Below are 25,190 nucleotides of genomic sequence, written 5' to 3' on the forward strand. Positions count from 1 at the left end.
TTGGCCGCAAGTTGCCGGTTTTTTTCGCGGCGTCGGCGCTGTCCTACAGACAGGCATCTCGCAAGGAGTAAATTGCTCCCAGCCCCAGGGGAATCCAATGACGTCAGCCGACTACCGCATTGAAAGCAACCAGCCCATCAACGGCCTGCTCTGGCCCGCCCGAGGCGCTCACCGGTTCGAGGTGAAAGACCGCGCATTGGCCGTCACCCTCGCAGCGAAATCATTCACGCTGCCTTCCAGTGAAATCCGCGTGGTTCATGTGCCCACGGGCGAGATCGTTTTCCGGAAACAGGCTTCTTCGCAGGCCGGCATTTCCGACGAAGCGTGATCAGCGCTCACCGCTCCTGAGCGTGCGGCTGAGCAGCATCACCGGCACCAGCCCCACCAGCACCAGCGCGAGCGACGGCAAGGCCGCCTCGCCCAGGCGCTCATCGCGTGCCAGCTGATAGGCAACCACCGCGAGCGTATCGGTGTTGAAGGGCCGCAGCACCATCGTCGCGGGCAGCTCCTTCATCACGTCGACAAACACCAGCAAGGCTGCGGCCATCGACGAGCGCCGAAGCAGCGGCCAGTGCACACGCGACAGCAGGCGCGCGCTGCCTGAACCCAGTACACGCGCCGTGTCATCAAAGCTGGCAGGGATGCGCGCGTACCCGCTCTGGATGGATTGCAGCGCGACGGACACGAACCGCACGAGGTAAGCCCACACCACCCCCAGCACGGTGGCTGTGACCAGCCCGCCGATGCCCGATTGCGGAGCCACCGACTGCAACCAGCCCACCGGCAACAACAGGCCCACCACGATCACCGCGCCCGGCACCGCATAGCCAAGACCCGCCAGTTGCACGACGCCCCGATTGATCGAATGGGGCGCGCGCCGCAGGCTGAACGCCATCAGTACCGCGATGACGACGGCGGCGATCGCGCTGATCGCGCCGAGCCGCACACTGTTGAACGACCACTGCAGGAATCGATCCCAGGGCAGCACTGACCAGTCGGCTGCCAGCGGCCTGAGCATGAAGACGACCGGCAGCACGAAGCCGAGCAGCACCGGCAGGCCGCACAGCAGCCATGCCATGACCAGTTGCGATCCATGCAAGCGCATCGCCTGCGCGTCGCGGGCATGGGGACGCCCTGCGCGCGTGGACGAAAACCGCAGTCGTCGCTGCGCCTTGCGCTCCAGTGCCAGCAGGAATGCGACGACCACGAGCAGCATGGTGGCCAGTTGCGCAGCGGCAATGCGGTTGTCCATCGCCAACCACGCCTTGTAGATGCCGGTCGTGAACGTCTGGATGCCGAAGTAGCTCGACACGCCGAAGTCCGCAAGTGTCTCCATCAGCGCAAGCGCGATTCCGGCCGCGATGGCGGGGCGGGCCAGGGGCATCGCGACTTCGCGGATGCGACGGCCCAGCGGCGCACCCAACAGGCGCGCGGCCTCCATCAGGTGCCCGGCTCGCTCGCTCAACGCGGTGCGAACGAGCAGGTAAACATAGGGGTAGAGCGAGACGATGAACACCACCGCCGCGCCGCCAAAGCTGCGCACCTCTGGAAGCACGCGGCCTTCGAGCCCGAAGCTGGATCGAAGCCATGTCTGCGCTGGCCCGGCGAACTGAAGGAAGTCGGTGTACGCGTAAGCCACCACATAAGCAGGCATGGCCAACGGCAAGAGCAGCATCCACTCGAGGGTGCGTCTGCCCTGGAAATCAAACAGCGTGACCGCTGCTGCCGTCGCACCGCCCACCAGTGCCACGCCAACGCCGACGACCACGCAAAGCCCCAGGCTGGTCCACGCATAGCCAGGCAGCACGGTCGATGCCATCTCGCCCAGGATCTGCGCGCTGCGGCTGTCCCATTGCGTCCAAGACGCAAGCACGGCCAGCACCGGCAAGACCAGCAAGCCCGCGAACAGCAAAAGGATCAGGTCCTGGACCCGGAGCGAGCGCATGAGGGGTGTGAAATGAAGAGCGCTGGGCTCTTGGACGCAAATGAGAATTGTAAGCATCTAGAATTGCGGCATGTTCGTCGAGGTCAAGCAGTTGTCCATCCAATATCCGTCGCGGTCGACGCCGGCGGTGGACGACGTGACGTTCGGGCTTCGCGCCGGGCAGATCGGGGTGTTGATCGGGCCTTCAGGATGCGGCAAGACGACGCTCTTGCGCGCCATCGCGGGCCTCGAACGCGTGACGGCCGGCGAAATTCGCATCGCAGGCCAGGTCGTGGGCAGTGCCCAGGTCGACCTGCCCGCCGAGCAGCGGCGCGTGGGCATGGTGTTCCAGGACTACGCGCTGTTTCCCCATCTCGATGTCGGCCAGAACGTCGCGTTCGGATTGCATCACCTGCCCAAGAGCGAACGCGCGTCTCGCGTGGCGGAAGTCCTGCAGCTGGTGGGACTCGCGGGGATACAGCGCCAGTTTCCGCATGAGTTGTCTGGCGGCCAACAGCAGCGAGTGGCGCTGGCGCGTGCGCTCGCTCCCAAACCGCGCCTGCTGCTTCTGGACGAGCCGTTTTCCAATCTCGATGTCGATCTGCGTGAACGCCTCGCGCACGAGATTCGCGCCATCCTCAAGGCCGCGCAAGCCACGGCCCTGTTCGTCACGCACGACCAGCTGGAGGCATTTGCCACCGGCGACTTCATCGGCGTGATGCACCAGGGACATCTGCACCAGTGGGCCGATGCGTACACCCTCTACCACCAGCCCGCCACGCGCTTCGTCGCTGACTTCATCGGGCACGGCGTGTTTGCACCGGCCACGCTGCGCGAAGTCGGCAAGCGGCTGGTCGTCCACACACCGCTGGGCGACCTCACCGATGTCGCGTCACTGGCGCCGGGACTTGTCGAAGGTGACTACGACGTGCTGCTGCGCGCCGATGACATCGTGCATGACGACGATGCACCGGTAAAGGCAGAGATCATCCGCAAGGCGTTTCGCGGTTCGGAATTTCTCTACACGCTGCGCCTTGCCAGCGGAGAGATCGTGATGGCCCATGTGCCCAGCCATCACGACCACAAGATCGGCGAGTGGATCGGCATTCGCGCCAAGGTTGATCACATCGTCACGTTTGCACGGGGCGGCACCGACGAAGCAGAAGGCTCAGGGCTGCCGCAAGGCATTCACGGCTGAACGCAGATCTTCGGCCCACGCGCGCCGGTTGCGTCCGTCGTGGGTCTGCGGTTCGCCGAAGTTCACCACGGCTGTGATCGGCGGCGACGTCAATGCGCGCCAGAGCGACCCGACCAGCGTGTCGTCATCGATGTAGAGAGCCCCGAAGCTGATCTCTCGCGTCTTCGCGTCGAGGTAATCCAGCGACACCGGTTGCACTGGCGCTTGGGCGGAGATCGCCGCCTGGATCAGGTTGGCGTGAAAGGGCAGCAGCGTCTTGCCGTCGCTCGTGGTGCCTTCGGGGAAGACGGCGACCACTTCGCCGGCCTTCAGGCTCTCTGTGATGCGATGCACGACCCGCATCGCATCGCGCCTGGATGCGCGCTCGATGTAGATCGTTCCCCCGCCTGTTGCCAGCATCCCGATCAGGGGCCAGTCCTTGACGTCGGCCTTGGAGACGAAGCGGCAATAGCGCGCCGCGTGCATCACCAGAATGTCGAGCCACGAGATGTGATTGGCGACCAGCAGCAGGGGGCCGCCTGCAGGAGGCCCTCCATGCACTTCCAGCTTGATGCCCAGCACCTTCAGCATTTCCAGCGACCAGGCCTGCACACGCGCCTCTCGCTCGACCTGCGACATGCGCGGAAAGAGCAAGGTGATCGTGAGCAGCCCCGCGATGCCATGCACCAGAGCGCGCATCAGTTTCCACGCGGCGCGCAGCGACTTCATCGGGCTCAGTGCGCGCGCGGCCGGCTTTCAAACGCCACCTGGCCGGCGGCAATCGTCCAGCGAACGCGTCCCGGCAGCTCGTAGCCCGAGAACGGCGTGTGCTTGCCCTGGCTGCGCAGCGCCTCATCGGTGACCGTCCACGCGTCCTGCGCATCGAACACGCAAACATCTGCGATACCGCCTTCCACCAGCTGGCCGACGCTCGCCTGCAAGGTGCCCAGCGAAGCACCCAACACGCGCGCGGGTTCGCTCGTGATCACTCCAAAGCCGCGCGCAAGACCCACGCCGCTTTCCTGCGCCCACTTGAGCGACAGGCCCAGCAGCAACTCGAGGCCGGTCGCGCCCGCCTCGGCTTCTGCGAAGGGCAAGGTCTTGCCGTCTTCATCGACCGGTGTGTGATCGGATACAAGCGCATCGATGGTGCCGTCGGCCAGGCCGGCGCGCAAGGCATCGCGATCGCGTTGCTGGCGCAGCGGCGGATTCAGGCGCATGCGGCTGTCGAAGTAGCCGATGTCGTTGTCAGTGAGGTGCAGCGAATTGATGCTGATGTCGCAGGTGACCGGCAGCTTCTGCGCCTTCGCTTGCCGGACCAGTTCGACGCCTGCCGCGCTGCTCAAACGGCAAATGTGAACGCTCGCGCCGGTGACCTTCATCAGCTCGAAGATCGTGTGCAGCGCAATCGTCTCTGCGGCCACAGGCACACCCGAAAGCCCCAGCCGGGTTGCGAGTGCGCCGCTGGCCGCGACACCGCCGCCCAGATGAAGCTCCTGCGGGCGAAGCCACACCGTGTAGCCATAAGTCGCCGCATAAAGCAGCGCGCGTTGCTGGACCTGCGTGTTCGCAAGCGGTATCTCCGCCTGGCTGAAACCGACGCAGCCGGCCTCGGTCAACTCCACCATCTCGGTCAGGATCTCGCCGTGCAGGCCTCGGGTGAGCGCACCGAGCGGAAACACGCGTGCCTGGTGCAGCTTCTCGGCGCGAAATTTCAGCATCTCGACCAGGCCCGGCTCATCGAGCACAGGGTCGGTATCAGGCGGGCACACCACGCTGGTGACACCGCCAGCGACCGCAGCCGCCATCTCGCTTTCCAGCATGCCTTCATGCTCGTAACCGGGTTCGCGCAGCCGCACGGCCAGGTCAACCAGGCCAGGCGCCACGATGCAGCCGCTCGCGTCCATCACCTTGCTCGGCGTGAAGCCGGGCGGTGTGTTGGCGATTGACACGATACGGCCCGCCGCAATCGCGATGTCGCATACCTCGTCAAAGTTCGATGCTGGATCGATGACACGTCCGTTCTTGATGAGGATTTTCATGTTGTGTTCTGACCTCTGTTCAAGCCTGCGCTCAGGCCTCATTGCCCGCAACAATGCTCATCACCGCCATGCGTACCGCGATGCCGAAAGTGACCTGCGGCAAGATGACGCTCTGCTTGCCATCGACCACGGCAGAGTCGATCTCCACGCCGCGATTGATCGGACCCGGGTGCATCACGATGGCATCGGGTTTGGCCAGTTGCAGCTTCTCTTGCGTCAGGCCGAAGCTCTTGAAGAATTCCTGCGACGAAGGCAGCAGCGCGCCGCTCATGCGTTCGTTTTGCAGGCGCAGCATGATGACGACATCGCAGCCCCGTATGCCCTCTTCGAGCGAGTGGCACACACGCACGCCCATCTGCGCCATGTCGCTGGGCACCAGGGTCTTGGGCCCGACCACGCGCACCTCGGCGCAGCCCAGCGTGGTGAGCGCGTGGATGTCCGATCGCGCAACACGCGAATGCAGCACATCACCGACGATGGCCACGGTGAGATTGGAGAAGTCTTTCTTGTAGTGCCGGATCGTGTACATGTCCAGCAAGCCCTGGGTCGGGTGCGCGTGCCTCCCATCACCTGCGTTGATGACGTGGACATGCGGCGCGACATGCTGTGCGATCAGATAGGGCGCACCGGATTCGCTGTGCCGCACGACGAACAGGTCGGCGGCCATCGCCGAGAGATTCGCAATGGTGTCCAGCAGGGACTCGCCCTTGGATGCCGACGAGCGCGCGATATCGAGATTGATCACGTCGGCCGACAGGCGCGTCGCCGCAATCTCGAACGTGGTTCGCGTGCGCGTGGAGTTCTCGAAGAAGAGGTTGAACACGCTCTTGCCTCGAAGCAGCGGCACCTTCTTGACTTCACGGTCGCTCACGCTGACGAAGCTCGCTGCGGTATCGAGGATGTGCGTGACGATGTCGCGCGGCAGGCCCTCGACCGAGAGCAGGTGAACCAGCTCGCCGTTTTTATTGAGTTGGGGATTGCGCTTGTAGAGCATCAGGATTCCTCGATGCGGAAACTGAACTCGCCGGCATCGCCCTGCGCCAGCGAGAGCGACTGCGATGACGGCAGCGTCACGCGGGCGGCGGCGAAATCGGCCTGGACTGGCAACTCGCGCCCGCCACGGTCCACCAGCACCGCGAGCTTCACGCTGGCGGGACGGCCGTAGTCGAACAGCTCGTTGATGACCGCGCGAATCGTGCGACCGGTGAACAGCACGTCGTCCAGCAGGATGATGTGCGCGTCGTTCACGTCGAACTCGAGCTGCGTCTGCTGGCCCGCGCCCGACAGGCCGCGCTTGGCGAAATCGTCGCGATGCATCGCCGACGAAATCACGCCCGCGCTGCCGGGAAGATTCATGTCTTTGTGCAGGCGTTGCGCGAGCCATGCGCCGCCGGAGGTGATGCCCACCAGGCGCGCATTCGCGATGCCCATCTGCTGCACGCCTCGCAGCAGCTCGCGGTACAAAGCCTCTGCGTCGAGGTACAAGGCCCCCACGCCAGGTGCCAAAGCACCGGGTACTGCGTTGGTCGGACTGCTCACGGCAGGCTCCTCAAGAACTGTTCAAGAATCACGCAGGCAGCGCCCGCATCGGCGTCGGCGCTGCCGGACGAAAGCGCTTCGGTGGTGCTGTAGCGCTCGTCCACTTCATAGACTTGCAGCTTCAGCCTGCCGCGCAATTGCCGGGCGAATTTTCGCGCCCGCGCCGTATTGTCGTGGCTCGCGCCGTCAGGGTGAAAGGGAACGCCGACGACCAATGCATCGGGCTGCCACTCTTTGACGCGAAGCTCGGCCTGGACCAGCCGCGCGTCGCCTTCGGCCTTGATCGTGGCTTGCGGCGTCGCGGTGCGCAGCATGCGATTGCCCACGGCCACGCCGGTTCGCTTCAATCCGTAATCGAAAGCAAGAAACGTCTGGAAATGGGAAGGGACGGTGGCAGGAAGCTCGCTCACGCGTGCCCCGCGTCGGGAGAGAGCATCCAGGACTGAAGGCCCAGGAGGGAGAGCGCCTTTTCATACCGCTGCTCAACCGGCGTATCGAAGATGACTGCGATGTCCGCACCCACCGTCAGCCAGCTGTTCTCAGCCAGTTCGGATTCGAGCTGGCCCTCGCCCCAGGCCGAGTAGCCCAGCGACACCAGCACCTTGCGCGGGCCGGCTCCGGTGGACAGCGCCTCCAGGACATCTTTGGAGGTGGTCATCTCCAGACCGCCGGGGATTGTCATGGTCGAGGCGTAGACCGGCTCGCTGGGCGCCGATTCGCGCGTGAAGACGGCTTCATGCAAGACGAAGCCGCGCTCGGTCTGCACCGGGCCGCCCTGGAAGACGGGCGTTCGCGCCAAGTCGTTGCGCCCCAGCGGCAGTTCGACCTTGTCAAAGAGATTGCCCAGGTTGATGTCGCTGGGCTTGTTGATCACCAGGCCCAGCGCGCCGCGCGCACTGTGTTCGCAGAGGTAAACAACGGATTTGGAAAAGGCTGCGTCCTGAAGCCCCGGCATCGCTATGAGGAAATGATGCGTCAGGTTGATGGACGATTCGTCGGCAGGCATGATCGAACATTTTAACGCCTCGATGAACTCAACTTACGCTGCGGGTCTTGTGTGGTTCCGCCGGGACTTGCGCGCCCACGACAACGCGGCGCTGTCGCATGCGCTGCAGGCGTGCGGGCAGGTCCACTGCGCATTCGTCTTCGACAAGGACATCCTGGATTCACTGCCCCGGCGCGACCGGCGAGTCGAGTTCATTCGCGAGTCGGTCGCGTCCCTCGACGAGGATCTGCGCGCGCTGGCCGGGCGGGCTGGCGCAGGCCTCATCACCTGCCATGCGGCGGCGGCGAAAGAGATCGTGCGGCTCGCCGTTCAACTCGGCGCGCGCGCGGTGTTCGCCAACCATGACGACGAGCCGCTGGCGTTGCAGCGCGATAGCGAAGTTCGCACGGCGCTGGCTTCACACGGCATCGCGTTCCACACATTCAAGGACCACACGATCTTCGAGCGGCGTGAGGTGCTGACCCAGGCGCAATCACCCTATACCGTGTTCACACCGTACAAGCGGGCCTGGCTGGCCAAATTGGGGCCTGCCGGGATTGCGCCGCACCCTGTGGACGCTGGAGCAAGCCGCTTGGCAGAACGGCCTGCTGACTTGCGCGGCCCTGTCCCATCGCTCGCTGAACTCGGGTTCGAGCCCAGCAACTTCAAAGACCTCCAGATTGCCACGGGCACATCCGGCGGCCGCACGCTCCTGAAGACCTTCGCAGGGCGCATCGACGCCTACGACGAAACGCGCAACTTTCCCGCCATCAATGGCCCGAGCTACCTGGGTGTGCACTTGCGGTTCGGCACGATCTCGATTCGCGAAGCAGTCGCCAGTGCGTTGCCGCGTTACGAAGCCGGCTCAGTGGGCGCCGCGACCTGGCTGAGCGAGCTGGTCTGGCGCGACTTCTTCTTCCAGGTGCTCGCCAATTTTCCGCATGTCGCAGGACACAACCACGGCGGCGCGAGTTTTCGGCCCGCGTACGACGCGATCCAGTGGGAAGAAGGACCGAAGGCCGACGAACACTTCGCGGCCTGGTGCGAGGGCCGCACCGGCTATCCGCTGGTCGATGCCGCGATGGCGCAGATCAACAGCACCGGCTACATGCACAACCGCCTGCGCATGGTCGTTGCGAGTTTCCTGACGAAAGACCTGGGCATCGACTGGCGGCGGGGAGAACGCTACTTCGCGCAGCAACTGAACGACTACGACCTGTCTGCCAACAATGGCAACTGGCAATGGGCGTCATCCAGCGGTTGCGACGCGCAGCCGTACTTTCGCATCTTCAACCCGGTCAGCCAGAGCCGCCGGTTCGACCCCGATGGGAAGTTCATCGCGATCTACCTGCCGCAATTGGCAGCGTTAGGCCCCCGCCTGATTCACGAGCCGTGGACGGCAGCCCCCACAAAAAACTATGCCGCGCCCATCGTGATGCACGACGAAGCGCGGGAAAAGACTTTGAAGCGTTACGCCGTCGTCAAAGGCCAGTAGGTTGATGGGCCAGCGGGACTAGGCCAGCGCTGCCGCGTTGCAGTAGTGCTTGACCAGCGATAGCAACTCTTCTTCCGAATAAGGCTTGCCCAGGTAGTGGTCGACGCCCAGTTCCCGGGCGTGCTCGCGGTGCTTCTCAGCAATACGCGAGGTGATCATGATGATCGGCAGGTCTTTGAGCCGCTGGTCGCCACGAATGTTGCGCGCCAGGTCAAATCCGTCCATGCGCGGCATCTCGATGTCGGACAGCACCACCGTTGGCTTTTCTTCAGCCAGCCGTTCGAGCGCCTGGAGGCCATCGGCAGCCATCGCCACGCGGTAGCCTTCGCGCTGCAGCAGGCGCTGCGTCACGCGGCGCACTGTGATCGAATCGTCCACCACCAGTACCAGCGGAATCTGCGGTGCAACCGGCACCGGCTCTGCCGGCGTTTCCACCGCACCACCCGCGTCAAGCGACTCGGGCTGCGCTGCGTCGGCACTCATGGTGCGGGCCTGGTCGCCATACACCGTGGTCAGCGCCACGGGGTTGTAAATCAGCACCACCGCGCCTGAAGCAAGCACGGTCATGCCGGCAAGACCCGGCAAGCGCGCAAGCTGCGGGCCCAGGTTCTTCACCACCACTTCCTGGTTGCCCAGCACTTCGTCGACGTGCATGGCAACGCGCTGTGCAGCGCTTCGGAACACAACAACCGGAAGCGTGCGGCCCTGCGGCTCCAGGCTTCGCGTCGAAGATTGCAGCAGCGCACCCGACCAGTAGAAAGGAACTTTCTCGCCGCCGACGTCGTAGGTGCCGGTGGCATAGGCCTGTTCGAGTTCCTTGGGCGTCGCGCGGCGAACCACTTCCACCACGTTGGCAGGAACACCAATGGACAGCTTGCCGGTGCGGATCATCACCACCTGCGTTACGGCAGTCGTCAGAGGCAGCACCAGTTTGAAACTCGTGCCCTGCCCCGACTTCGTGGTCGTTTCGATACGGCCGCCGAGCGCGTTGACTTCGGCGCGAACCACGTCCATGCCGATACCACGCCCCGAAAGCTCGGTGATTTCCGTGGCCGTTGAAAAGCCCGGCATGAAGATGAGATTGGCCGCTTCCTGGTCGGACAGCTCCTGGTCCGCCGTGATGAGTCCCTGCTGCAAGGCCTTGTCGCGGATGCGCGGCACGTTCAGGCCGGCGCCGTCATCGCGGAACTCGACCGACACGTCATTGCCCTCGTGGTGCAGGCCAATGAGGATGGTGCCCGCCGCATCCTTGCCGGCTGCGGTGCGCGCAACCGGGTCTTCGATGCCGTGCGCCACGCAGTTGCGCAGCAAGTGCTCGAACGCGGGCGTCATGCGGTCCAGTACGCCGCGGTCCATTTCGATCGAGCCGCCGGTGATGTCCAGCTTCACCTGCTTGCCGGTTTCCTTGGAGGCCAGGCGGATCACACGGTACAGGCGTTCGGAGATACCTTCGAACTCCACCATGCGGGTACGAAGCAGGTCGCGCTGCAATTCGCGCGTCTGGCGAGCCTGCGCAATCAGGTCGTCTTCCGTCGACTCCACCGTTCGCTGCAAATTGCGCTGCACGGTTGCCACGTCGTTCACCGACTCGGCCATCATGCGCGTCAGTTCCTGCACGCGGGTGAAGCGGTCGAATTCGAGCGGATCGAATCCGGCTGCCGAATCCTTGGCTTGAGCAAGGCGCGACTGCATCTGCGATTCAGCCTGCAGCTCGATGTCGCGCAGCTGTGCGCGCAGCCGGTCCAGGTTGCCTGTGAGGTCGGTGAGCGAGCTGCGCAATTGCCGCAGTTCTGCCTCCAGGCGCGAACGGGTGATCATCACCTCGCCGGCCTGGTTGACCAGGCGGTCCAGCAGTTGCGAGCGAACGCGAACGGCCTGGTTGGCGGCTGCGCGTTGCGGCGCGATGTTGGTGGTGACCGGGCGGGCGATCAGCGCGCGCGCCATCGGCTGCGGTTGCTGCTGCGCTGACTCGGCGAACGCATCTTGCGCTGCGGCAAGTGACTCCGGCTCGGCCACGGGTTGCTCATACAGCGTTGGCGCTACCGCGTCGGCGGCATTGGCGATGCCGGCAAGCCCTGTGACCCGCAAGGTCTCGAAGGTCGCCTGCATGCTGTCATGGCGTTGCAGGATCGGCTCGATGTTTTCGGTGCTCACCGCGTCCATGCCGAGATACTCGATCTCGGATTCCATGCGGTGCGCGAGCTCGCCCAGCCGCAAGGCGCCGGCCAGCCGCGCGCTGCCCTTGAGCGTGTGCAAGGCGCGCAACGCTTCGTCGCGCGCGCTGCGATTGTCCGGACGCGCACTCCACTGGCGCAGCGCGCCACCGAGCTGCGGCATCAGCTCGATCGCTTCTTCCTCGAAGATCGGGAAGAGATCGGGATCAAGCGCGTCTTCAACGTCGATATCGTCGTCATCATCATTCAGGGCGACGACGGTACGCCGGGCCGCCTCCGGCACATCGGATACCGGCTGGAAAACCGGCACCGGCTCGAACGACCTGGAGGACACCATCGGCTCGATCGGCTCGATTGGCCGAATGGGCGCTTGAGCGGCAGGCTCTTCGAATACAAATTCCTCGATGAGGGGCGCTTCGAGGGAAATTTCCTCGCCCGCTGGCTCAGACAGTGGTTCGATTACAGGCTCAGCCGGCGACTCGAACATGGGCTGTGCGACGGCTTCGACCGCCTCAGGCACGGTATCGGGAACGGTGACAGCAATCGGCTGCGGCGCAACCGCAGGCTCCTGCGCCGCGAAATCGAGATCACCAAATCCGCTCATGCCCGGCATGGCCGGCATGGCCGAGTCTGGGGCGTCATCGCGCTTTGCGATGTCCAGTTCACCCAGGGCTTGCAGCGATTCCACAATCCCGAAGGCAGGTTCTTTCAGGAAGCCTGCGGCGAACTGATGTAGCAGACGACGGATTTCTTCCGCCGCATCGGTGAACGCCGCGCCGTGCGCTGGCGTGCAATAGGCCAGGGTCTGGGCGTGTGCCAGCGAGTCCTCCAGCGCCCGGGCGATATCCGACAAGGCGTGAAAGCCGACCGTGGCCGAACTGCCTGCCAGCGCATGCGCCAGGCCCACGGTGGAATCAGGCACGGGCTGATCAAGTTCGAGCGCCCACTCGCTGACCTCATTGGCCAGGCGGCGGGACCACTCATCGGCCTCGTTCAGGTACACGTTGTACAAGGGGATGCCGATTCGAAGCGACCCAATCACCTTCACCTGCTCGTCAACTTCGTCAGGCGGCTCCAGGTCCGGGTGTGCGGCTTCGGCTGCAAACTGCTCGTCGGCTTCGACGCTGGCCGAGGGCTGCAGGGCGGCAGGGCCTGCGACAGCTGCCAGGCTGTCGAAATCGATGCCGTCAATCTCTGACGGTAGCTCGGTGACCAGGGCCGCAGGGACGGGGACGGGATCGGCTTCGAAATCAAAGTCGAAATCGGCACCCAACGCTTCAACCGAAACTTCTACCGGCGGCGCCGGCTCGGTGAGCGCGGGCCGAATGATCTGCGTCGAATCAAATCCTGCTGGCTCGAATTCGGGCAAAGCGGGTGCATCGAGCTCGATTGTTTCGTCCACGTCCTGCGCAACTTCGGGCAGTTCAAACACCGGTGCATCGGCAGCATCGGTATCAACGGCCTGCACTTCGCTCGCAACCACTGGCAGGTCGATCTCCTGCACTGCATCTTCAATGTCAACGGCCTCGATCTCAACGGGCTCTTGTGGCGCCGCGCCGAGGTCACCGAATCCGGACATGGCGACCGGAAAGTCAAATGCAACCAGCTTGTTGTCGACTCGCAGTGCGTCGGCAGGAGCACGAAAGACGCCTGCCTTCCACATCGCGTCGTCGTGCCGGGCGATATCTTCAGTCCAGCGACCGAAGCCGCGCATCGCGTCACGGGCCAGCACGCGCAGCTCGTCTGTCGCGTGTTTCTGGTCTGCAAGCCAGGTGTTGATCAGTTGCTCGAGCGACCAGGCGGCCTCGCCGTATTCGTCCAGGCCGACCATGCGCGAACTGCCCTTGAGCGTGTGGAAGGCGCGGCGCAGCGTGGTGAGCTCGCCCAGGTCCGCAGGATTGACGGCCAGTGCATCCAGGGCCGACAGGCCGGTCTGCACAACCTCGCGCGCTTCCTCCAGGAAGATGTCGAGCAGGTCGTCTTCTTCGATGTCGGGTTCGGGTGCGGCAGCGGGTGTGGCTGCGGCAGCCTGCATCGCGACGGTCGGGTGCTCCTTCGTCGCCTCCGGCGCAGCCGATGCGGCGGGCAGATCAAATCCATCGAGCGCCTGCGCCAACTCGCCAAAAGCGGCCTCCGGCAATGGCTCGAGTACCGGCGCAGATGCCTGTTCGACCGGCTCGGGCTGCACCCCCGGCGTCTGGTCGGCATCGCCGGTGCGACCCATCAGGGGACGCAGCTCGCCGGTGCTGTCGTCATAGACGAACAGCTTTTTGGCCAGCGCCGGCTGGTAGTTCAGCATGTCGATCAGAAAGCCGAGAGCGCCCAGGTTGTTGCCCAGCTTGTCGAACGTACCGGCGCTACGCGCCTGTGCCTCATTGACCTGGGTGACGATGATTTCTTCGACGGCTTCGCGCATGCGACCCACGGCCTGGGCGGCCTGATCCAGGCCCAGCACCGACAGCACACCACGCATCTGCGCCAGGTGGGCCGGCGCATCGCGCAGCGGCGTCTTGTCCTGCAGGTTCCGGAAGTACTGATCCAACAGTTTTTCGAGTTCGCCCAGGGTGCCACGCAATTCGCCCACCACAGAACCCATGGTCTGGCGGTCGCTCACACGCCGGTAGAGCTCTTCCATCCAGCTTTCGAGGGGCTCGGGCTGCCCGCCCTGGCGAACCTGGTCGAGTCGTTCTGCCAGTCGCGCCGTGCGCACCGCCAGCTGGGGGTCGTTGGGATCGAGATCCTGGAAGGCCGCTTCAAGATAGAGCACAGCGGTAGCGACTTCCATCGCGACCTCGGCGCCTGGCGGACGCGCAGTGCGGGCTATGCCTTCGACCACATTGGTGAGCGCCTGCGCCAGCGGCCCGCTTGGCGGATGGAGCTTGAGCAGTGAATCGCTGACCAGATGAAACTGGTCCACCACACTCTTGAGCTTGTTGGCATCGCCTCCGGAGAGCGAGGACCACGTCTCCTTGGCGGACGTGATGCGCTTGCGCGCCTGCGCCAGGAGCACCGGATCGAACCTGCCGTATTGAGTCGCGTGATAGTCCACGGGTACAAACCGACCCAGCGACCAGGCATGGCGAACAGCATCCAGGCAAGGGCTTTCATCGCCCGGACGCGGAACCGCCTGGGAACAAAAGAACACCAGATCGTGTGCCAGCCTGTCCGACACGCCCTGCTCGCCCTTGGCAAGTGATGCGTACTGCTGGAGGATGCGTGAGGCCGCGCGCTTGACATACAGGTCAAGTGGCAAAAGCCCGATCGCGAGTGCCTCGAAGTAGGCGGCGCAGATTTTCCAGAAAATCTTGGGCTGGCGAGCCGACTGCGTCGCCGAGAGCGACAGGGTCACGGCTGCGAGGTCTGCAGCGGCTTCCACATCACCGGTCTTGACGAGTTTGAGCACGCCCTGGTCCATGCGAGAGCGCACGGCCGGGTCGTAAATGATGGCTTCTCTGGACGGAGGCGTCTGCGGATCATTCCAGCGCCAGTCCAGCGACCAGAGGTCGGCAGGATGCACACGATCGGCGCCTGCGAGTTCCTGCGTATCGCGGTACTGGGGAAACAGTCCGACAGCCGACGCAGGCTTGCCCAAAAGCACGCCTTCCAGATACTCGGCCAGCGCATAGCCGGCTCGCTCCACCTTGGCAGCGGCCGTCTCGGTGCACAACTCAGGCTGCTCGATGAATCTCTGGACCGCCGACTCCATGGAACGCAGCATGTGGGCTGGCGCGCCCAGTCCCACCATTTCAAGGGCGCCTACCGCCTGGTGCAACTGCTGGCGCGCGATACGAAGCTGGCCGCCATCGACGGAAGCCATATCCTGGCCTCGCGCAAGGGCCGTGTCACGCACGAAACGCCTGAGCGCCGCCGACGCAGATTCGAGTGATTTGCGAAGCTCGTCCAGCACCCAGGCCAACGGGCCCAGGTCATTGGTAGCGACATCGATTTCGGTAGTTGATTCCATTGCTCACCTATGCCAGACGGCCAACCGACCTTTTACGGCGCTTCGGGGGAGGACCACACTAGGCGATCTTGAATCGCGATACCGACTGGCGCAGTTCTTCGGCCATCCGGGAGAGTTCACGCACCTGCTGCGCCGTGGAACGCGTACCTTCACCGGTCTGTTCCGTCACCGCAAAAATGTGCTGGATGTTGCCGGCCACCACGTTGGCCGATTCGGCTTCGCGTGCAGCGGTGGTCGAAATCTGCTCAATCAGCTCGGCCAGTTTTCGTGACACCTGGTCAATCTCGGTCAGCGCGGTACCTGCGTTGTCGGAGAGCTTTGCTCCTTCCACCACACCCTGCGTGGATCGCTCCATGGCGGCCACTGCATCCTGTGTGTCGGTCTGAATCGCCTTCACCAGCGCCGAGATCTGCCGCGTAGCGTCTGCGGAGCGTTCAGCCAGTCGCTGCACTTCTTCGGCCACCACCGAGAAACCTCGTCCGGCTTCACCGGCTGACGCCGCCTGAATTGCGGCGTTGAGCGCCAGCACGTTGGTCTGTTCGGTAATGTCGGAAATCAGCTCGGTGATTTCGCCAATCTCCTGGGACGATTCGCCCAGTCGCTTGATCCGCTTGGAGGTTTCCTGGATCTGGTCGCGAATCGAGTTCATACCGCCGATGGCGTTCTGCACGGCCGCAAGGCCCGACTCGGCAGCCATCAGCGACTGGCGCGCAACCTGGGCCGATTCCTGCGCCTGGCCGGACACCTGGTTAATCCGGCCTGCCATGTCGAGCACCGACTGGCCGGTTTCGCGAATTTCCCGCAGCTGCTCGGTAGAAGCCGCCAGCAGCTCGGTGGAGGTGCTTTCCACCTGCGCCGTCGTCTGCGCCACCTTGGTAGCCGTGTTCTGCACGTTACCCACCAGCTGGCGCAACTCTTCAACCGTGTAGTTCACCGAGTCGGCGATGGCGCCCGTGATGTCCTCGGTCACCGTGGCTTCCTGGGTCAAATCGCCTTCAGCCACTGTCTGCAATTCGTTCATCAGTCGCAAAATTGCGGCCTGGTTCGCGTCGTTCACGCGCTTGGCTTCCTGCTCCTGCTGCTCGGCTTCGAGTCGCTGCTGCTCCGCAACCACCTGCCGCTTGCGCGAGTCCTGCAGCTGCACGTAGGCCAGGCCCACGGCGCAGAGAATGGCGAAGATCGACGACAGCGCCAGCGTTGTGAGAGCGCCTGCGCCAAGGCCGGTGCGCGACGACAGCTTGCCCTGCAGGTCTTCCATCGAGCGGCGCAGCGGCTCGCTGTCTGCAATGATCGCGGCCTGCGCTTCACGCGCGGACACCAGACCCTGCAGGTTGCCCAGAATGGCGCCAGCCTGCGTGCGGGTCTGCTCGTACAACTTCATCAGCGCTTCCAGGCGCTCACGGGTCTGCGGGTCTTTCGAACCGGTCAGGCGCAGTTCGGGGCTGCCGTCAAGCAAGCCCTGTGCGATTTCCTTGAACGAGTTCAAGTCCTTGCCCAGCAGGAACACCGCCTCGGGCGACACGCCCTCCATCGTCAGGAACTCGTTGGCCGACTTACCGATACGCTGGGTCAACATCACCAGCTGGCCGGCTGCGGAGATCTCGGCAGGCGCGGCGTTTTGCTGGAGCTTGAGCGACGAAACTGTCTCGGCGATTTCCAGCAGGTCGGAGGATTGACGGTTGATGGTGCGAAGCGCGGTACCCACCTGCGTCAAGATCTTCTGCTGCGCCATCACGGTCGCCGCATTCTTTTCGGCGCGCTCCATGAGCGGCGTGATCTTGGTGACGTCTTCCTGGTATTCGGTTGAGACGGGCTGGATACGCAAGGCTTCGTCGCCGTCTTTCAATCCACGGACCGTACGAGCCAGCACGTCCGCGCTTTCCTTCACGTCAGGAAACGCCTGCGGGCTGCCCACCAGCGCCTGTGAAACCGATTTTGCGAGGCGCTGCGACTGCATCAGCGACTGACCGGTGCCTGCCACCTGCTGCGCAACGGTGTCAGCCTGGCGCACCGAAAAGATAGCCACAGAACCCAGCACCACCAGCGACAGGGCCAGCAAGGTGAAGAGGATGCGCTGGTGCGTGACGATGGTGCGGCGACCCAGGAGCGGCACCGAGATGAGGTCGGCCTCATCGACTGTTTCCATAGGCGCACCCGAATCGTCGGTCACGCTATCGGGATCGGCCTGCGCAGCCAGCATGCGTGCATCGGCGGAACTCGGGTTACCCGGATCCACCGATGGGTCGGGCATGCCGAGACTGAGTTCACCGGAGTGATCGACCGAAGGCTCGGCGTCTTTTTTCGAGAACAGGTTTTTCAGGGAGTCAACGACGGACATGGTGCGGGCCTTCCGGGGAATGCTGTTCTATGCGCTTCAAGCGCTGATGCTCAGAAACTGGGGTTGCTGGGAGAGCGCCTGCAGGTTGAGTTCCTGCCAGAAGACGCCGTTGGCATCGGTATAACCGCTGCCGAAATAGTCCGGCGCGCCCTCGGGGGGCGCGCTCGATGAAGTGAAGGCGTCGATGTTTCGCAAGCCTGCGAGTCGATCGATCAGCAACGCGCAATTGACTTCGAGCATGGCATTGAGGGCCACCAGCCGCGACTCGGCACGCGTTGCATCGGAGCGCATCGCAGGCGCGCCGCCGGCCAGAAAGCCCGACAGGTCGACCACGCCGTACAAACCACCGCGCAAGTTGGCCACACCCATGAACCATGCCTGCGTATAGGGCACATGCAAAGGATTGGCGTAAGGAAAAATCTCGCCGGACTGCGCGAGCGGGAACAGGTACTTGCTACCAGCGGATTCCACGGCGAGCCACGACGCCTGCACGCCCTCGGTCCGTGCCGCCTGTAGCCGGCTCGCAAGCCGGCTTTGGAGTTCTCTGAGGGCTTCGCGATTGGCCATGTATGGGAAGGCTCGCTAGGCGATCAGCTCAGGGCCTTGATCTTGGCCATCAGCTCGTCGGCATCCACGGGTTTCGTGATGTAGTCACGAGCGCCCTGGCGCATACCCCAGACACGGTCGGTCTCCTGGTTCTTGCTGGTGCACATGATGATGGGAACGTCTGCGTAGAGCGGGTCGCGCGTGATGGCGCGTGTCAGCTGGAAACCGTTCTGGCCGGGCATGACCACATCCATCAGGATCAGGTCGGGCTTGTCTTCGGCAAGACGCTTGAATGCGTCTTCCGCGTTTTCGGCGGTCTTCACGGCAAAGCCGTTTTTCTGGAGCAGGTCCGTCATGAACATCAACTCGGTCTTGGAATCATCCACAACGAGCACTTTTTGTATTGGCATCACGCCACTCCTTCTCTGGCGGATCCGAACTGCTGCACGGTCTGCAGCAATTGGTCCTTGGTAAATGGTTTGGTCAGGTAGTCCTGTGAGCCGACCATGCGGCCCCTGGCCTTGTCGAACACACCGTCCTTGGAAGACAGCATCACGACCGGCACCGAGGCGAACCTTGCGTTGCGCTTGATGATGGCGCAGGTTTGATAACCATCCAGGCGGGGCATGAGGATGTCGCAGAAGATCAGGTTCGGTTGATAGTCGTTGACCTTGGCCAACGCATCAAAGCCGTCTTCAGCCAACAGCACGTCGTGGCCACCCTGCTTCAGGAAGATCTCCGCACTTCGCCGGATCGTGTTGCTGTCGTCGATCACCAGCACCTTGAACCCAGTCGTGCTCACTTGACGCTGCTCCTCATACTTGTAACTTCCCGGGGCGCGGCATCATCCGAAGATGTAACAACCCACCGCTTAAATTTGCACCATTTCAAAATCTTCCTTGCGTGCACCGCACTCAGGGCAAGTCCAGTTCATCGGCACTGCAGACCAAGGCGTTCCTGGCGCAATACCATCATCAGGAGAACCGGCGGCTTCGTCGTAAATCCAGCCGCAGATAAGACACATCCACGTTTTAGTATCAGTCACAGCTTAAAGGGCCTTCGAATAGAATGCAACGATTGTATCGAGGCCCTTCGCTGCACTTTTGCATTGACGCGACTTAGGCATTGCACAAGAACAAAGCGTGCCGTCGGCTGGAAGATTCGAGGCCTATGACAAACCCCAACATGCCTGACGAAACCGGCTCCGATCCGGCCGTTGAAGACGACGACAACGACGGCAATCCCGCATGCGTCATCGTGTTCAACGCGAGCGATCCGAGCGGCGCAGGCGGCCTTGCCGCCGACATCAGCGCGATTGCATCCGTCGGCGCTCATGCGCTTCCCGTTGTCACCGGTGCCTATGCACGCGACACCGCCGAAGTGTTCGACCATTTCGCATTTGATGAAGAAGCCGTTGCTGAACAGGCCCGCGCCATTCTGGAAGATGTGCAGGTCCAGGTGTTCAAGGTCGGATTCGTCGGAAGCCCCGAAGCGGTCAGCACCATCGCCGAGATCGCGGCCGACTATGCAGAGATTCCACTGATCGCCTACATGCCCAACCTGTCATGGTGGGAAGAGTCGCAGATCGACCTGTACCTCGATGCCTTTCGCGAACTGTTGCTGCCCCAGACAACCGTGTTGGTAGGAAACCACAGCACGCTCTGGCGCTGGCTGCTGCCCGACTGGAGCAGCGACAAGAGCCCCACTGCGCGTGACATCGCAAAGGCCGCATCCGAGATGGGTGTGCCCTATACGTTGGTCACAGGCATTCCGTTGCCGGATCAATACATCGACAACGTACTGGCCACGCCGGAGTCGGTTTTGGGCAGCGAAAAATTCGAACGCTTCGAAGCAACTTTTTCCGGCGCCGGCGACACTCTCTCGGCAGCACTCGCCGCGCTGGTTGCGAGCGGCAGCGACCTGGTGGGCGCCGCCAGTGAAGCGCTGGCCTATCTCGATCGTTCGCTGGATGCGGGCTTTCGTCCCGGCATGGGCAACGTCGTGCCCGACCGGCTCTTCTGGGCCCAGCCCGAAGGCGACCCTGGCGAGCTGACACCCGAAGAAGCCCAGGCCCTCCAAGTTCTCGACATGCCAGCCAATGACACCAAACACTGATCGCAACCAGCAACTCTTTGACCGCGCAAAGGCGCTGATTCCCGGCGGCGTGAATTCGCCCGTGCGTGCGTTTCGCGCGGTGGGCGGCACGCCGCGGTTCGTGCAACGCGCGCAGGGGCCGCATTTCTGGGACGCGAACGGCAAGCGCTACATCGACTACATCGGTTCCTGGGGTCCGATGATCCTCGGGCACGGCCACCCAGCAGTGGTTGAAGCCGTGCAGCGCGCGGTGCTCGACGGTTTTTCGTTCGGCGCGCCGACCGAGCGCGAGGTCGATCTCGCGCAGGCCATCATCGACCTGGTGCCCTCCATCGAGATGGTCCGCCTCGTCAGCTCCGGCACTGAAGCCGCGATGAGTGCGATACGCCTGGCGCGCGGCGCGACAGGTCGCAGCAAGCTGATCAAGTTCGAGGGTTGCTACCACGGCCATGCCGATGCGCTGCTCGTGAAGGCGGGCTCCGGCCTTGCAACATTCGGCAACCCCACCAGCGCCGGCGTGCCGCCCGAAGTCGTGCAGCACACGCTCGTGCTCGAATACAACAACATCCAGCAGCTTGAAGAAGCGTTCGCGCTTCACGGACCTGAGCTTGCGTGCCTGATCATCGAGCCGATCGCCGGCAACATGAACTTCGTGCGCGCGAGCGTGCCCTTCATGCGGCGCTGCCGCGAGCTGTGCACGCAGCACGGCGCGCTGCTGGTGTTCGATGAAGTCATGACGGGATTTCGCGTGGCCCTCGGTGGCGCGCAGTCCATCTACGCACGCGACATCCCCGGCTTTGCGCCCGACGTCACCGTGCTCGGAAAAGTGATCGGCGGCGGCATGCCGCTGGCTGCGTTTGGCGGCAAACGCGCCGTCATGGAAATGCTGGCGCCGCTCGGGCCCGTCTATCAGGCAGGGACGCTGTCAGGCAACCCGGTCGCCACCGCATGCGGTCTTGCGACCCTGAACGAAATTCGCAAGCCCGATTTCTATGACCAGCTCGCTGCAAAGACGCGTTCGCTCGCGACGGGTCTGCAAGCCGAGGCCGACGCGCAGGGCGTCGCATTTGCCAGCGACTGCGAAGGCGGCATGTTCGGCTTTTTTCTGCTGCCTGAATTGCCGCAGAACTACCCCGCCGTCATGAAGAGCGACGGCGCGCGATTCAACCAGCTGTTCCACGGCTTGCTGGACCGCGGCGTCTACATCGCACCTGCCCTTTATGAAGCAGGGTTCGTGAGTTCGGCCCACGGCGATGACGACATCGCGCAAACACTTCAAGCCGCTCGCGAAGTGTTCGCCGAAGGGTTCGGCGCCCGGGTCAGTGGCGAAAGTGCCGCACGCCCGTGAAGACCATGGCCACGTCGCGCTCATCGGCGGCGGCGATCACCTGGTCATCGCGCATGCTGCCGCCTGGCTGAATCACGCAGGTCGCGCCTGCATCAACGATCACATCCAGGCCGTCGCGAAACGGAAAGAACGCATCGCTCGCCGCCACGGTCCCCACCAGCGACAAGCCGGCATGCTTTGCCTTGATGTCAGCGATGCGCGCGGAATCGAGCCGGCTCATCTGGCCGGCCCCCACGCCCATGGTCATGCCGTCCTTGCAAAAGACGATGGCGTTGGACTTCACGTACTTGGCGACCTTCCAGGCGAACAGCAAGTCTTCCAGCTGCTGGGGCGTCGGCTGCTTCCTGGTCACGACCTTCAGCTCGCCAACGGACATCTGGCGGTTGTCTGCGGTCTGCACCAGAAGCCCTGAGCCGACACGCTTGACGTCCACCGCATTGCGGCCGTTGTCCCAATCGGTGGTGCCGCCGGGCGGCAATGCAATTTCAAGGATGCGGACGTTCACCTTGGACTTGAAAACAGCCAGCGCCTCACGCGTGAACGAAGGCGCCATCAGCACTTCCACAAACTGTTTGGCAACCGCCTGCGCGGCTTCCTCGTCGACTTCGCGATTGAAGGCAATGATGCCGCCGAACGCAGACGTCGGATCGGTCTGCAACGCCTTCGAGTAAGCCGCCAGCGATGTCCTGCCCAGCGCCACACCGCACGGATTGGCGTGCTTGACGATGACGCACGCGCCCACATCGAAACTCTTGACGCACTCCCAGGCCGCATCAGCATCGGCGATGTTGTTGTACGACAGCTCCTTGCCCTGCAACTGCTTCGCGCTCACGAGCGAGCCCGGCGCTGGATACAGGTCGCGGTAGAACGCTGCGTGTTGATGCGGGTTTTCGCCGTAACGCAGGTCCTGCAGCTTGACGAATCGGCCGTTCGATTGCGCGGGGAACAAGCTGCGGCTTCCATCTTCCTGGATGCTGGACAGATAGTCGCTGATCGCGCCGTCGTAATTGCTGATGCGATTGAACGCAGCCACCGACAGCGAAAAGCGCGTCTTGTCCGAGAGCTTGCCGGCCGTCTGCAACTCCTGCAGCACCAGCGGGTATTGCGATGCGTCCGTCACGACGCCCACATCCTTCCAGTTCTTGGCCGCCGAGCGCACCATCGCAGGTCCGCCGATGTCGATGTTCTCGATCGCGTCTTCGAGCGTGCAACCCGCCTTGGCGACCGTGGCCTCGAACGGATAGAGATTCACCACCAGCAGGTCGATCGTGTCGATCGAATGCGCCTTCAGCGCGGCCATGTGCTCGGGCAGATCACGGCGCGCGAGCAGCCCGCCGTGCACCTTGGGATGCAGCGTCTTCACGCGGCCGTCAAGCATCTCCGGAAATTCGGTGACCTCGGCGACTTCGGTGACAGGAAGGCCCTGCTCGGCCAGCAACTTCGCAGTGCCACCCGTGGAGATGAGCCGAATGCCAAGCGCATGCAGCGCCCGCGCAAATTCAACGATGCCGGCTTTGTCGGAAACAGAAATGAGTGCGTTCATGTGGATAGAAATAAAGGGCGTTCAACCCTTGAGGAGCCGGTGTTCCAGAAGCTTCTTGCGCAGCGTGTTGCGGTTCAGGCCCAGCCACTCGGCGGCCTTGGACTGGTTCTGGTCGGCCTTGTCCATCACGACTTCCAGCAGCGGCTTTTCGACCGCCTTGACCAGCATTTCGTACATGCCGTCCGGCTCGATGCCGCGCAGGTCGCGGAAATAGCTTTCGAGGCTGGCGCGAACGCACTCTTCAATATGTTTCTTGCTCATGCGGATTGCACGTCTCTTGTTGTTGTTCGTCGTCACAGATGGCGGCCGACACGGCGGGCATGCGGTCGCCGCAAGCCGCAAGCGCATCGAAATACTCGCCCACGGCTCGCAGCTGCTCGCCGCAGTCCTCGATCAGGTTCATGCGCGCGCGAAACTCCGGCGCGCCAGCGAGCCCCTTCACATACCAGGCGATGTGCTTGCGCGCGCTGCGCACACCGGTGAACTCGCCATAGAGGGCGTAGTGATCCTGCAGGTGTTCGATGAGAAGCCTGCGCACTTCGGCCACGAGCGGCGGCGCCAGGTGCGTGCCGGTTTCCAGAAAATGCGCCACCTCGCGAAAGATCCACGGGCGACCCTGAGCGGCGCGACCGATCATGATCGCGTCGGCCCGCGTGTAGGCCAGTACATCGCGCGCTTTTTCCGGCGAAGTGATGTCGCCGTTGGCCACGACCGGAATGCTTACCGCCGCTTTCACGGCTGCGATGGTGTCGTACTCGGCGAACCCGCGATAGCCCTGCTCGCGGGTGCGGCCATGCACGGTGAGCATCTGTATGCCGGCATCTTCAAAGGCGCGAGCCAGCGTCACGGCATTTCGATTGGCCTGCGACCAGCCGGTGCGCATCTTGAGCGTGACCGGCACGCCGCGCGGCGCGCATGCATCGACGACTGCGCGCGCGATGGCCACCGCCAGCGGCTCGTCCTGCATGAGTGCCGAGCCCGCCCACTTGGTACACACCTTCTTGGCAGGACAGCCCATGTTGATGTCGATGATCTGCGCGCCGCGGTCAATGTTGTAGACCGCAGCATCCGCCATCATGGCTGCTTCAGTGCCCGCGATCTGCACCGCGATGGGACCGGGCTCGCCATCGTGATTGGCACGGCGCGATGTCTTGAGGCTGTTCCACAGATCGCGCTGCGAGGTCACCATCTCGCTCACCGCATACCCAGCGCCGAGCGCACGGCACAGCTGCCGGAACGGTCGGTCCGTCACGCCCGCCATCGGCGCTGCGAACAGGTTGTTCGCCAGGGTGTACGGGCCGATGTTCATGGAGGTGAGAAGGCTGGGTGCTGCTGAAAAATGAGGCACGATTGTATGCCCGCCCGATTTCAGCGGCTGAAATCAATTGCGTGCCGCTTCGGCGCGCTTGCGTGCCAGTCAACAGGGCACCTGCACCTACACGACGTGGCTCGCGCCATCTGTAAACTCGTGCACGCATGCAAGACTGGCTCGCCCCTATCCTCGCGCTCCTGGCGCTCCCCCGATTCGGCCTGACCACGCTCTTTGTCGCGGCATTCATATCGGCAACGCTGGTGCCCGTCGGGTCCGAGCCGGTGCTCTACGGCCTGCTGCGGCTCAACCCCGAGATGTTCTGGAGCGCGATCTTCGTGGCAACCGCCGGCAATACGCTGGGCGGAATGCTCGACTGGTGGATCGGCTACGGCGCGCATGAGGTGGTGGACAAGTACAGCCACTCCAAACACCACACCCGGGCGCTCGACTGGCTGGCGCGGCTCGGCCCCAAGGCCTGCCTGCTCTCATGGTTGCCACTGGTGGGCGACCCGCTGTGCGCGGTAGCCGGCTGGCTGAAACTGCCCTTCTGGCCCTGCGCGTTCTACATGCTGATCGGCAAGTTCCTGCGTTACATCACCATGACCACGGCGCTCTTGTATATCTGGCCGGTGGCGCCGGGGTAATTAATCGGCATCGCGGCTAAACGGCGGCGAGATTCGCGGGATATGTGGGAAGAGAACCTCCCATT

General features: G+C 63.5%; 22 protein-coding genes. 6 read left to right on the forward strand and 16 right to left on the reverse strand.

Going from position 1 to position 25,190, the window contains the following annotated elements:
* Positions 1–97 precede the first annotated feature (97 nt).
* The gene (locus tag AQ12_RS18525) at positions 98–328 is read left to right on the forward strand and encodes a hypothetical protein (protein WP_048441437.1); all 231 of its coding nucleotides are present in this window, start codon (positions 98–100) and stop codon (positions 326–328) included.
* Here the strand turns inward: AQ12_RS18525 and AQ12_RS18530 are convergent, their stop codons facing one another.
* A complete protein-coding gene (locus AQ12_RS18530) occupies positions 329–1,945 on the reverse strand; it encodes an iron ABC transporter permease (protein ID WP_048441438.1) in 1,617 nt (538 codons plus the stop codon).
* A 70-nt stretch (positions 1,946–2,015) separates the two neighbouring features.
* Between AQ12_RS18530 and AQ12_RS18535 the strand changes: the two genes are divergently transcribed.
* A complete protein-coding gene (locus tag AQ12_RS18535) occupies positions 2,016–3,122 on the forward strand; it encodes an ABC transporter ATP-binding protein (RefSeq protein ID WP_048441439.1) in 1,107 nt (368 codons plus the stop codon).
* Here the strand turns inward: AQ12_RS18535 and AQ12_RS18540 are convergent.
* Genes AQ12_RS18540 through AQ12_RS18565 form a run of 6 tightly spaced genes read right to left on the reverse strand, consistent with a single transcriptional unit; the run spans position 3,093 to position 7,688 of the window.
* Positions 3,093–3,830, reverse strand: a complete 738-nt coding sequence (locus tag AQ12_RS18540) for a 1-acyl-sn-glycerol-3-phosphate acyltransferase (protein WP_048441440.1) — start codon at positions 3,828–3,830, stop codon at positions 3,093–3,095. The genes AQ12_RS18535 and AQ12_RS18540 overlap by 30 nt on opposite strands.
* 5 nt (positions 3,831–3,835) lie before the next feature.
* Positions 3,836–5,143, reverse strand: coding sequence for a dihydroorotase (locus AQ12_RS18545; RefSeq protein ID WP_048441441.1), 1,308 nt, complete (start codon positions 5,141–5,143; stop codon positions 3,836–3,838).
* A 31-nt stretch (positions 5,144–5,174) separates the two neighbouring features.
* A complete protein-coding gene (locus tag AQ12_RS18550; protein WP_048441442.1) occupies positions 5,175–6,137 on the reverse strand; it encodes an aspartate carbamoyltransferase catalytic subunit in 963 nt (320 codons plus the stop codon).
* The gene (pyrR, locus tag AQ12_RS18555; RefSeq protein ID WP_082151680.1) at positions 6,137–6,682 is read right to left on the reverse strand and encodes a bifunctional pyr operon transcriptional regulator/uracil phosphoribosyltransferase PyrR; all 546 of its coding nucleotides are present in this window, start codon (positions 6,680–6,682) and stop codon (positions 6,137–6,139) included. The genes AQ12_RS18550 and pyrR overlap by 1 nt, the downstream gene beginning before the upstream one ends.
* Complete coding sequence (ruvX, locus tag AQ12_RS18560; protein WP_082151681.1) at positions 6,679–7,092, reverse strand: Holliday junction resolvase RuvX; 414 nt, start codon at positions 7,090–7,092, stop codon at positions 6,679–6,681. The genes pyrR and ruvX overlap by 4 nt, the downstream gene beginning before the upstream one ends.
* On the reverse strand, positions 7,089–7,688 hold the full coding sequence (locus AQ12_RS18565) for a YqgE/AlgH family protein (RefSeq protein WP_048441444.1): 600 nt from the start codon (positions 7,686–7,688) through the stop codon (positions 7,089–7,091). Before AQ12_RS18565 ends, ruvX begins: the two co-directional genes overlap by 4 nt.
* A gap of 22 nt (positions 7,689–7,710) precedes the next feature.
* Here AQ12_RS18565 and AQ12_RS18570 point away from each other — a divergent pair, with 22 nt between their 5' ends.
* Complete coding sequence (locus AQ12_RS18570; protein ID WP_048441506.1) at positions 7,711–9,162, forward strand: deoxyribodipyrimidine photo-lyase; 1,452 nt, start codon at positions 7,711–7,713, stop codon at positions 9,160–9,162.
* Between the two features lie 18 nt (positions 9,163–9,180).
* On the opposite strand, the gene AQ12_RS18575 is transcribed toward AQ12_RS18570, so the two are convergent.
* From AQ12_RS18575 to AQ12_RS22545, 6 genes are all read right to left on the reverse strand, one after another.
* Complete coding sequence (locus AQ12_RS18575) at positions 9,181–15,300, reverse strand: Hpt domain-containing protein (protein WP_048441445.1); 6,120 nt, start codon at positions 15,298–15,300, stop codon at positions 9,181–9,183.
* Between the two features lie 58 nt (positions 15,301–15,358).
* Complete coding sequence (locus tag AQ12_RS18580) at positions 15,359–17,638, reverse strand: methyl-accepting chemotaxis protein (RefSeq protein WP_048441446.1); 2,280 nt, start codon at positions 17,636–17,638, stop codon at positions 15,359–15,361.
* Between the two features lie 36 nt (positions 17,639–17,674).
* A complete protein-coding gene (locus tag AQ12_RS18585) occupies positions 17,675–18,205 on the reverse strand; it encodes a chemotaxis protein CheW (RefSeq protein ID WP_048441447.1) in 531 nt (176 codons plus the stop codon).
* A gap of 23 nt (positions 18,206–18,228) precedes the next feature.
* A complete protein-coding gene (locus AQ12_RS18590) occupies positions 18,229–18,594 on the reverse strand; it encodes a response regulator transcription factor (protein ID WP_048441448.1) in 366 nt (121 codons plus the stop codon).
* Complete coding sequence (locus AQ12_RS18595) at positions 18,594–18,986, reverse strand: PleD family two-component system response regulator (RefSeq protein ID WP_048441449.1); 393 nt, start codon at positions 18,984–18,986, stop codon at positions 18,594–18,596. Before AQ12_RS18595 ends, AQ12_RS18590 begins: the two co-directional genes overlap by 1 nt.
* Positions 18,987–19,055: 69 nt before the next feature.
* Positions 19,056–19,208 carry a rubredoxin gene (locus AQ12_RS22545; RefSeq protein WP_082151682.1) on the reverse strand — a complete coding sequence of 51 codons (153 nt, stop codon included), beginning with the start codon at positions 19,206–19,208 and terminating at the stop codon, positions 19,056–19,058.
* 161 nt (positions 19,209–19,369) lie between these two features.
* On the opposite strand from AQ12_RS22545, the gene AQ12_RS18600 reads away from it, so the two are divergent.
* On the forward strand, positions 19,370–20,299 hold the full coding sequence (locus AQ12_RS18600) for a bifunctional hydroxymethylpyrimidine kinase/phosphomethylpyrimidine kinase (RefSeq protein WP_238587764.1): 930 nt from the start codon (positions 19,370–19,372) through the stop codon (positions 20,297–20,299).
* Positions 20,283–21,626 carry a glutamate-1-semialdehyde 2,1-aminomutase gene (hemL, locus tag AQ12_RS18605; RefSeq protein WP_048441451.1) on the forward strand — a complete coding sequence of 448 codons (1,344 nt, stop codon included), beginning with the start codon at positions 20,283–20,285 and terminating at the stop codon, positions 21,624–21,626. The genes AQ12_RS18600 and hemL overlap by 17 nt, the downstream gene beginning before the upstream one ends.
* Here hemL and purH read toward each other — a convergent pair.
* The 3 genes from purH to dusB are packed head-to-tail and all read right to left on the reverse strand — an operon-like array spanning position 21,598 to position 24,478.
* Positions 21,598–23,175 carry a bifunctional phosphoribosylaminoimidazolecarboxamide formyltransferase/IMP cyclohydrolase gene (gene purH / locus AQ12_RS18610; protein WP_193388007.1) on the reverse strand — a complete coding sequence of 526 codons (1,578 nt, stop codon included), beginning with the start codon at positions 23,173–23,175 and terminating at the stop codon, positions 21,598–21,600. The two genes, hemL and purH, sit on opposite strands and share 29 nt — an antisense overlap.
* Positions 23,176–23,190: 15 nt before the next feature.
* Positions 23,191–23,430 (reverse strand): Fis family transcriptional regulator, encoded by a 240-nt coding sequence (locus AQ12_RS18615; RefSeq protein WP_048441453.1) that lies wholly within the window; start codon positions 23,428–23,430, stop codon positions 23,191–23,193.
* Positions 23,411–24,478, reverse strand: a complete 1,068-nt coding sequence (gene dusB / locus AQ12_RS18620; RefSeq protein ID WP_048441454.1) for a tRNA dihydrouridine synthase DusB — start codon at positions 24,476–24,478, stop codon at positions 23,411–23,413. Before dusB ends, AQ12_RS18615 begins: the two co-directional genes overlap by 20 nt.
* A gap of 167 nt (positions 24,479–24,645) precedes the next feature.
* On the opposite strand from dusB, the gene AQ12_RS18625 reads away from it, so the two are divergent.
* Positions 24,646–25,125 (forward strand): YqaA family protein, encoded by a 480-nt coding sequence (locus AQ12_RS18625; protein ID WP_048441455.1) that lies wholly within the window; start codon positions 24,646–24,648, stop codon positions 25,123–25,125.
* Positions 25,126–25,190: the final 65 nt, after the last annotated feature.

This window comes from Caenimonas sp. SL110, from assembly GCF_001044395.1.
GTDB lineage: Bacteria > Pseudomonadota > Gammaproteobacteria > Burkholderiales > Burkholderiaceae_C > Ramlibacter.

Excerpts from the sequence above, each read along its gene's own strand:
- AQ12_RS18525 (WP_048441437.1), top strand. The coding sequence starts at position 98 with ATGACGTCAGCCGACTACCGCATTGAAAGCAACCAGCCCATCAACGGC.
- AQ12_RS18530 (WP_048441438.1), bottom strand. The coding sequence starts at position 1,945 with ATGCGCTCGCTCCGGGTCCAGGACCTGATCCTTTTGCTGTTCGCGGGC.
- AQ12_RS18535 (WP_048441439.1), top strand. The coding sequence starts at position 2,016 with ATGTTCGTCGAGGTCAAGCAGTTGTCCATCCAATATCCGTCGCGGTCG.
- AQ12_RS18540 (WP_048441440.1), bottom strand. The coding sequence starts at position 3,830 with ATGAAGTCGCTGCGCGCCGCGTGGAAACTGATGCGCGCTCTGGTGCAT.
- AQ12_RS18545 (WP_048441441.1), bottom strand. The coding sequence starts at position 5,143 with ATGAAAATCCTCATCAAGAACGGACGTGTCATCGATCCAGCATCGAAC.
- AQ12_RS18550 (WP_048441442.1), bottom strand. The coding sequence starts at position 6,137 with ATGCTCTACAAGCGCAATCCCCAACTCAATAAAAACGGCGAGCTGGTT.
- AQ12_RS18565 (WP_048441444.1), bottom strand. The coding sequence starts at position 7,688 with ATGCCTGCCGACGAATCGTCCATCAACCTGACGCATCATTTCCTCATA.
- AQ12_RS18570 (WP_048441506.1), top strand. The coding sequence starts at position 7,711 with ATGAACTCAACTTACGCTGCGGGTCTTGTGTGGTTCCGCCGGGACTTG.
- AQ12_RS18575 (WP_048441445.1), bottom strand. The coding sequence starts at position 15,300 with ATGGAATCAACTACCGAAATCGATGTCGCTACCAATGACCTGGGCCCG.
- AQ12_RS18580 (WP_048441446.1), bottom strand. The coding sequence starts at position 17,638 with ATGTCCGTCGTTGACTCCCTGAAAAACCTGTTCTCGAAAAAAGACGCC.
- AQ12_RS18585 (WP_048441447.1), bottom strand. The coding sequence starts at position 18,205 with ATGGCCAATCGCGAAGCCCTCAGAGAACTCCAAAGCCGGCTTGCGAGC.
- AQ12_RS18590 (WP_048441448.1), bottom strand. The coding sequence starts at position 18,594 with ATGCCAATACAAAAAGTGCTCGTTGTGGATGATTCCAAGACCGAGTTG.
- AQ12_RS22545 (WP_082151682.1), bottom strand. The coding sequence starts at position 19,208 with ATGTGTCTTATCTGCGGCTGGATTTACGACGAAGCCGCCGGTTCTCCT.
- AQ12_RS18600 (WP_238587764.1), top strand. The coding sequence starts at position 19,370 with ATGCCTGACGAAACCGGCTCCGATCCGGCCGTTGAAGACGACGACAAC.
- hemL (WP_048441451.1), top strand. The coding sequence starts at position 20,283 with ATGACACCAAACACTGATCGCAACCAGCAACTCTTTGACCGCGCAAAG.
- AQ12_RS18615 (WP_048441453.1), bottom strand. The coding sequence starts at position 23,430 with ATGAGCAAGAAACATATTGAAGAGTGCGTTCGCGCCAGCCTCGAAAGC.
- dusB (WP_048441454.1), bottom strand. The coding sequence starts at position 24,478 with ATGAACATCGGCCCGTACACCCTGGCGAACAACCTGTTCGCAGCGCCG.
- AQ12_RS18625 (WP_048441455.1), top strand. The coding sequence starts at position 24,646 with ATGCAAGACTGGCTCGCCCCTATCCTCGCGCTCCTGGCGCTCCCCCGA.